Origin of the sequence: Ilyobacter sp., assembly GCF_041583315.1 — a bacterium.
Taxonomy (GTDB): Bacteria; Fusobacteriota; Fusobacteriia; order Fusobacteriales; family Fusobacteriaceae; genus Ilyobacter.
This window is the reverse complement of record NZ_JBFHGC010000125.1, coordinates 1-5,970: the sequence shown is the minus strand read 5'-3', so window position 1 is coordinate 5,970 and position 5,970 is coordinate 1. Positions and strand designations below refer to the sequence as shown.

Here is a 5,970-nt window from a genome sequence, read left to right as displayed (position 1 = left end):
TTATTATTGCTAAGATTCCGATTATTTTTTTCATTTTTATAGTTCCTCCTGAAATATATTTGTCTGTAGGAGTATCTTACTTTAATTCTGTGACAGCTCTGTGTTCAATACATGTCAAATTACATATATTTTCTATTCACTGACATTTCAAAAGTAATTTCTTAAAGCCTGCGTATATTCTGAGAATAAAAAAAAAGAAGAAGCAATAAGCTTCTCCTAACGTAACAATAGACTATATGCAAGACTTCTAATAAGATTGAGGGCGAAATACGCCAGTACAGGAGAGAGGTCCATCCTCATAGTTCCTAAAGGTATCAGCATTCTAAAAGGTTTGAGTATCGGTTCTGTAACCTCATGTACGAGATGAGTAAATTCATTTCTGCTGTATGGAGCTACCCAAGATATTACAATTCTTATTAAAATCAGCATTTTCAAAGCTCTTATTGCCAGATCTATTATTTTAAAAATCGAAAACATTGATTAATCCCCTTTCTTTTATTTTACATTCATAAAATAGTGTTTTGCTTTTGCTGTGTATTCCCAACCTGACCATATAGTCAGTATTACAGGTATAAGCATCAGGTAAAAGTTATATTGATTTTTCCCGAATATTATTATGATGATTATTACTATCATCTGAGATGTAGTTTTATATTTCCCCAGTTTAGCTGCAGGGATTACCTCGCCCTTAGCTGCTGCCAGTGTTCTTATCCCACTTATGAGAAACTCTCTGGCGATTACTACTATTGACATCCAAGCAGGGATATATTTTATATCTACAAAAATTACAAGGGCAGATATAACGAGAATTTTGTCTGCCAGTGGATCCATTAGTTTTCCAAAGTCAGTTATGAGATTTCTTTTTCTGGCTATATAGCCGTCAAAAAAATCAGTTATTGATGCAACTGAAAATATTACCAGTGCAATAACTCTGTAAACTAAACCTCCGGTTTCTGCATTCCCCAAAAAGAATATGAATGGAATTGCTAAAATTATTCTGAGCAAAGTTAGTTGATTAGGCAGATTCATCATGTTATCCTCCATTAAATTATGTTTGACTTTCCAAAATTTATCAATCGTTTATAAACTCATACAGGATTCATTAGAAGTTTGTAAAATTAAAAACAAATTACAGTGAAAAACACAACGAACCCAAACCAAAAGATAATCTATTTTACAAATTTTTCATTTTCTACAATGGCTCCAAGAAGATCATAGTCAAAATTTTGCTCAATTTTAACCTTTACTATCTCTCCCTGTTTTGCTGTACCGTCATTTGTCAAAATTTTCCCGTCTATTTCTAGAGCCTGTCCTCTGGTTCTTCCCTCAAGCATATACTCGCTTTCTGAAGACACCGCATCTATCATTACCTCTATAGTTTCACCTATAAGAGCTTTATTTTTCATTTCAGCTATTTCAGACTGAAGATTCGTAAGTTCCACCCATCTTCTGTGCTTTACATCCTCATCTATCTGTTCAGCCATTTCATGGGCAACTGTGTCCTCTTCTCTAGAATACTTGAATACTCCCACATAGTCAAATTTAAATTCTTCAACAAATTCTTTCAGCTGGATAAATTCTTCTTCTGTCTCACCTGGAAACCCAACAATTACAGTGGTTCTTATGGTAGCTTCAGGGATTTCTCTTCTTATTTTATATACCAGATCTTTTATCTGCTGCCCTGTTCTGGCACGCCCCATATTCTGAAGTACATTGTCAGCCACATGCTGTATTGGTACATCAAAATAATTGCATACCTTTTCCTCTTCTTTCATAGTTTGAATAAGCTCATCAGTTATAGAATTCGGGAACATATAATATGTTCTTATCCACTCTATTCCTTCTACCTTGGAAAGAGCCTTCAAAACATCTGGGAGAGCTTTCTTTTTATAGAGATCGATACCGTATTCTGTTGTTTCCTGTGCCAAAAGGTTTATCTCTCTTACTCCTCCGGCAGCCAGTCTTTCTGCTTCTTCTACTATATCCTCTATACTTCTGCTTCTCAAGTCTCCTCTCAGCTTAGGTATGATGCAGTATGTACATCTTCTGTTGCATCCTTCAGCTATTTTCAGATAAGCCGTGTGAGGATGTGTAGTCAGTATCCTTTCTGTATTTGCATTTGCAAGGAATTCCAGACTTTCACTTTTTATTATCTTTCTTCCGGCCAGTACCTCATCTACGACCTCTTCTATCTTGTCTATCTCCCCTGTCCCTATGACTGCATCCACTTCTGGCATCTCATTTATTATCTCTTCTGCATATCTTTGGGCAAGACAACCTGCTACTATTATCTTTTTTAGGTTTCCCTCTCTCTTGTGCTCTGCTATCTCAAGTATTGTCTGTATAGACTCCTCTTTTGCATCTCCTATAAATCCGCATGTATTTATAAGAGCTACATCTGCATCTTCTATATTATTTGTTATCTCAAATCCTTTTTTATTGACCATTATCCCGATAAGGTTTTCACTGTCAACCAGGTTTTTGCTACAACCTAAACTTATTAATGCTAATTTCATTTAATACTCCTTCTAATATTTTTCATAGTCAATTATAACACATTTGACCATCTAATAAAACCTATAAAATACTGTACTTTTAAAACAATAAAAAGAACACAGAACTAACTGTGTTCTTTTACTTAATAATATATCTTTAAGATAAATAATTATTACTTAGTTTCTTCTGAAGTTTTCTTAACTTCCTCTTTTACAGGTTTGGCAATAAGCTGTTTTCTACTAAGGCTTACTTTTCCATTTTCGTTGGCGATAACTTTTACTTCTAAGATATCTCCTACAGAAAGTACATCCTCTACATTTGCCACTCTCTCATGAGCGATTTCAGAAACATGAAGAAGTCCTTCTTTACCTGGAAGCATTTGCATGAAAGCTCCGAATTTAGCCACTTTCACAACTTTACCTTGGTAAATCTCTCCTACTTCAATATCCTTTACATGGTTGTTGACAAGTTCTATTGTCTTTTTGAGAATTTCTCCGTCACTTGAGAAGATAGACACTTTTCCGTCATCCTCTATATCGATAGTAGCTCCTGTTTCTTCTATTATCGCCTTGATGTTTTTCCCGCCTGGTCCTATTAGAGCAGCTATCTTGTCAGTAGGTACCATCATCTGATAGATTCTAGGGGCACTTGGTGCTAGCTCAGCTGGTACTTCTATTGCACTTTTCATTACTCCGATGATCTGTAATCTTGCATCTAGAGCCTGCTTAAGTGCTATTCTCATTACGTTTTCATCTATTCCTGTGATCTTTATATCCATTTGAAGTGCAGTTATTCCTGCTTCAGTTCCTGCCACTTTAAAGTCCATATCTCCAAGATGATCTTCTAATCCCATTATATCAGTAAGGACAGCATAGTCATCTCCTTCTTTTACAAGACCCATAGCGATACCGGCAACGTGACTCTTCACAGGGACACCTGCTGCCATAAGTGCTAGTGATCCTCCGCATATAGAGGCTTGTGATGAGGAACCATTTGATTCAGTTATCTCAGAAACTACTCTTACTGTGTAAGGGAAGTCATCTGTTGAAGGCATTACATAGCTTAGGGCTCTCTCTGCAAGGGCTCCGTGTCCTAATTCTCTTCTTCCAGGTGCTCTCATGAATCTAGCTTCTCCTACTGAGTAAGGAGGGAAGTTATAGTGAAGATAGAACTTTTTGTAGAACACTTCATTCAGTCCGTCTACAAGTTGCTCGTCATGCTTTGTTCCAAGAGTTGTTGTAACTATCGCCTGTGTCTCTCCTCTTGTAAACATTGCCGAACCGTGAGGTAGAGGCAGTATTCCTATCTCAGCATAAAGGTCTCTTATTTCATCAGTTTTTCTTCCGTCTACCCTGTGCTTATTGTAAACGATGGCTTCTCTTACGAACTTTTTCATAAGGTCATGATAGTAGCTTTTGAATTCTGCTTCTATTTCTGCAGGAAGCTCTTCAAGGTTGTTTTCCTGAATATATTTTTCAGTGAAACTCGCTAGAAGCTCGTCTTCAAGGTCGTTAACAGCATCTTCTCTAGCTTGTTTACCTATTTCAAGAACGGCATTCTTTAATTTCTCTCCGCCGTTTTCATCTATAAAACTTTTAACTGTTTGGTCAACTCCAGGTTTTACAAATTCAAACTTTTCTTTTCCTGCTAATTTTGCAAACTCCTCTTGAAGTTCACATATTTTCTTTATATTTTCATGAGCAAAAAGAATTGCCTTAAGCATTACCTCTTCTGACATTTCAGCAGCTCCTGCCTCAACCATGTTTACAGCATCCTTAGTTCCTGCTACAGAAAGGTTAAGCGGGCTCTCTGCCAACTCTTTTGGTGTAGGGTTAAGTATGAACTCCTCTCCCTTCATAGCAACTACAACTCCAGCTACAGGTCCTAAAAACGGAATATCAGACAGCATAAGTGCTGCTGATGACCCTATTATTCCCAGGTAGTCAGGTGTATTGTCTCCATCGTATGAAAACACTGTGTTTACAATATGGACATCATAGTTAAAACCGTCTGGAAACATTGGTCTTATAGGTCTATCTATCAGTCTTGCAGTCAGAGTGGCATCAGTAGATGGTCTCGACTCTCTTTTGTGGAATCCTCCTGGGAATTTTCCTACTGCATAGTATTTTTCTAAGAAATCTACAGTTAGAGGGAAAAAGTCTGCTCCTTTTCTTCCTTCTCTGCTTCTGTTTACTGTACTTAAAAGTATAGTATCTCCATATTGGATCATTACTGCTCCGCAAGATTGTCTAGCTATTTTTCCAGTGGAAAACTTGAGCGTTCTCCCACCAATTTCCATTTCTAATTTTTTTTCTTCAAACATACGCATTCCTCCTAATGAATTATCAATATGAGGTCAAATAGAACAGCAAATAATAAGGAGTAAAGTTCCCCCTTAGGAATCTTCGCTTCTTACTACTTACGCCCTTTCTATGACCACAATCGTTCCCACCATTATAACACCTTTAAAAATAAAAATCAAAACTTATTTGTCCTTAAACTGTACAATTAAATATTGTATTACTTGGGTTTACATAGTATAATATACAAAAAATAAGAGGTGGATATATGGAAAAGACTATAAAGTTTAATAGAATCGGACTCAAAAGACGTTTTATTCAATACATCGTTATTCTCCTGACTTCTATTTTTCTTTTCTTCTTGGCATCTAAACTACTCGAAAAGAGAAAACTTTCTAAAATAAGGGTCTATAACAGCCAGATAGAACAGCTCCAGGATGAAAAGCAGAGAAAAATAGAATTAATTGAAAATGAATATGACGATAAGATTGAGCTTATTTTAAACAAAATTAATAAGATCAGCGGGTAAAAAATTTACTTTCTTTAATTTAATGGTGGGGTATCATATCAGATACACCGCTTTTTTTTATATCTACACTTTTAAAATCAACCGCTCTCCTCTTAAACCACCTTTAATTTGTTTACTTTTTTATTTTTTTCACTCTCAGTAAAATTCCTGATACTATAAATCTAATTTTTAAATTCTTAAAAAAATCAGAAAATCATTTATTATTTTTATGATTCCCCTCAAAATTCCCCTAGGGCTAATATTGTTTTTTTTATCCATGACAACTTATTTCTAGCTAAAACTCTTATAAATAAAGCTTTACACAATATGCAGCTAGATTCAAGAATCTCTTCTAACATTTACAGAATAAATGTTAAGATCCAAACAACTATACTCAATAAATATTTATGTTGACTTATCTACGAGATTAATGTATAATCTTTGTATAGATATACAACATGAATGAGCTTTGGTGAGGTTCATATTAAAAACAGTATCGTTAATAAAAAATTGAAGTGCTGAGACAAAGCACTAAATAGAAATTTTATTTTACTACTACTTATTTCAGGGAGGTAATTATTATGACATTAAAAAAAATGAACAAATCACACGGGATTTTACAGGCTATGTTAATACATGAAAACGGGATAGTATCTCACAGAGGTT

5 protein-coding genes are annotated in these 5,970 nt (G+C 35.2%); 1 reads left to right on the top strand and 4 read right to left on the bottom strand.

Going from position 1 to position 5,970, the window contains the following annotated elements; genetic code table 11:
- Positions 1-216: 216 nt before the first annotated feature.
- The 4 genes from ABZA26_RS05860 to pnp all read right to left on the bottom strand — a co-directional run bounded on the left by ABZA26_RS05860 (position 217) and on the right by pnp (position 4,819).
- Positions 217-477, bottom strand: coding sequence for a YggT family protein (locus tag ABZA26_RS05860; RefSeq protein ID WP_372713582.1), 261 nt, complete (start codon positions 475-477; stop codon positions 217-219).
- An 18-nt stretch (positions 478-495) separates the two neighbouring features.
- A complete protein-coding gene (gene pgsA, locus ABZA26_RS05855; protein ID WP_372713583.1) occupies positions 496-1,029 on the bottom strand; it encodes a CDP-diacylglycerol--glycerol-3-phosphate 3-phosphatidyltransferase in 534 nt (177 codons plus the stop codon).
- 140 nt (positions 1,030-1,169) lie between these two features.
- The gene (rimO, locus tag ABZA26_RS05850; RefSeq protein ID WP_372713581.1) at positions 1,170-2,516 is read right to left on the bottom strand and encodes a 30S ribosomal protein S12 methylthiotransferase RimO; all 1,347 of its coding nucleotides are present in this window, start codon (positions 2,514-2,516) and stop codon (positions 1,170-1,172) included.
- A gap of 152 nt (positions 2,517-2,668) precedes the next feature.
- On the bottom strand, positions 2,669-4,819 hold the full coding sequence (pnp, locus tag ABZA26_RS05845; protein WP_372713580.1) for a polyribonucleotide nucleotidyltransferase: 2,151 nt from the start codon (positions 4,817-4,819) through the stop codon (positions 2,669-2,671).
- Positions 4,820-5,064: 245 nt separating this feature from the next.
- Here pnp and ABZA26_RS05840 point away from each other — a divergent pair, with 245 nt between their 5' ends.
- Positions 5,065-5,325 (top strand): hypothetical protein, encoded by a 261-nt coding sequence (locus ABZA26_RS05840; RefSeq protein ID WP_372713579.1) that lies wholly within the window; start codon positions 5,065-5,067, stop codon positions 5,323-5,325.
- Positions 5,326-5,970 lie beyond the last annotated feature (645 nt).